Source organism: Streptomyces prasinopilosus, assembly GCF_001419695.1.
In the GTDB taxonomy this organism is placed as follows: Bacteria; Actinomycetota; Actinomycetes; order Streptomycetales; family Streptomycetaceae; genus Streptomyces; species Streptomyces prasinopilosus.
Genome location: NZ_LIRG01001032.1, coordinates 1 through 1,963 on the forward strand (window position 1 = coordinate 1; position 1,963 = coordinate 1,963).

At 71.8% G+C, this 1,963-nt stretch carries 1 protein-coding gene; it reads right to left on the minus strand.

The annotated features are described in order from the left end of the window. Nucleotides 1–17: 17 nt before the first annotated feature. The gene (locus tag AOK18_RS29870) at nucleotides 18–1,844 is read right to left on the minus strand and encodes an endonuclease/exonuclease/phosphatase family protein (protein WP_055696323.1); all 1,827 of its coding nucleotides are present in this window, start codon (nucleotides 1,842–1,844) and stop codon (nucleotides 18–20) included. Between the last annotated feature and the right edge of the window lie 119 nt (nucleotides 1,845–1,963).

Sequence of the window (1,963 nt, forward strand, 5' to 3'; positions counted from 1 at the left end):
CGGCGCGGGTGCGCGTCCTACGGGCGGAAACGCAGGACCTGCGGGTCGTGGTCGCTGATCTGGTCGTGGAACTCGGCGTTGAGGTGCACGCTGTCGTACGTGAACGCCCCGCCGCGGCGGATCGACGGGCTGATCAGGATCTGGTCCAGGACCTGGCTGTTGCCCTGGTACACGTACGAGTAACGCTCGCTCCGCGGCAGCGACTTGACCGCCGACCAGAGCGTGCCCCGGCCCTCGAGGATCTTCGTGGTCGTGGAGAACTCGAAGTCGTTGATGTCGCCGAGGACGACGACCGCCGCGTTCTTCTGGACCGCGAGGATCCTCGCGGTGAAGTCGTGCACCTCCTTCGCCTGGAGGTGGCGCTGCGTCTCCGAGACGCGCGACGGCGGCTGGTACTGAGACGTCAGGGACTGGTCGCCGCCCTTGGAGGCGAAGTGGTTGGCGACCACGACGACCGTGCGGCCCCGGAAGACGAACTCGCCGGCCAGCGGCTTGCGGCTGCCCTCGAACGCCTCGGACCCGGGGGCGACGCGGCCGGGGGAGACCGTCAGGGCCGCCCTGCCGCGCACCTTGGTGACCCCGGTGGCCGTCGTGGCGTCGCCGCCCGCCCGGTCGGTGAAGGAGACCCGCTCCGGGTCGAAGAGGAACACCTGGCGGATGTTGCCGCCCGGCTCCCCGCCGTCGGCCTTGTCGGCCGGGTCGATCCCGCGCCAGTCGTAGCGCGGGCCGCCCGCCGCGACGATCGCGTCGATCAGGGCGGCCACCGTCCGGTCGGCGGCGACCGTGCCGTCGTCGGTGGCGCCGTTGTTGTCCTGGATCTCCTCCAGGGACACGATGTCCGGCGACTTCAGGTTGCCCACGATCGCCTCGGCGTGCGCGGCGAACGTGCCGTCGGACGGATCCAGGTTCTCCACGTTGTACGTGGCGACCGCCAGTTCGCCGGAACGCTGTGCGCGCGTCGACTCGCGCCGCAGGTTCCCGCTCTCCAGCGTGCCGAGTTCGCGCGCCACCAGCGTGTAGCCGCCGTACTGGTTGAAGTCCAGCGGGCCCGTGGTGGCACCGGCGAGGGTGTCGCCGACGTTCGCGTCGGGGAAGTCCGCGGCCCGGCCCAGGGACTGGATCTGCAGACGGCCGGTGTTCTGGGCCCCGTAGGAGCCGTAGACCGTGCCGCCGCGGTGGTTGCGGTTCTCCCCCGGCTTCACCGTGACCCACAGCTCGGTGTACGGGTCGGTGGCGCCGACCACCCTGGTGTCGGAGACCTGGACGTTCATGCCCTCCAGGGACTCGTAGAAGTCCAGGGCGTAGCGGTCGGGACGCAGCGGCAGGGCGTTGACCGAGCCGTTCGCCGCGGGGTCCCCGGCCGGGGTGTAAGCGGCGGGGACGGACCCGGCGTCGATCCCGGTGGCGGCCGGGACCGGGTTGCCGCCGGAGACGACGGTGAACGCGGGGCGGGTGATCTCCGTCAGCGCCTGGTTGCCGGAGGACGTACCGCCGGGAACGTACTCCGACACCGTGCCGGACACCTTGACGGCGTCGCCGACGGCGACCCCCTGCGGGGTCGAGCCGGTGTGGACGAAGACGCCCTCACTGGTGGCCGGGTCGGCGTCCGGCTCCGGATCCTGGATCCAGAACCCCCGGGACGAGCCGTAGGTCCGGACGCCGGTGACGATTCCGGCCACATCGGCGACCTGCTGCCCGGCGTACGGCGACATCCGGGTGTCGCCCTGGATGTCGTGGATGCGCACGGACCGGGCGTGCGCGGGCGAGGTGAGGGTGATCGTGGACGCCGCGCACACGGCGGCGACGGTGAGCGCGGCGAGACGCGCGGACGACTTGCTCGGCAACGGATTCCCTCCGGGAACGTGATGAGTGCCGGGACGAGGGGGTGAGAACGTGTGAGGTGCGTGGCGGCGGAGACGGTCCGGGTCAGGGGGTCCGAGGGGGCGCGTGAAGCGGGTGGGAC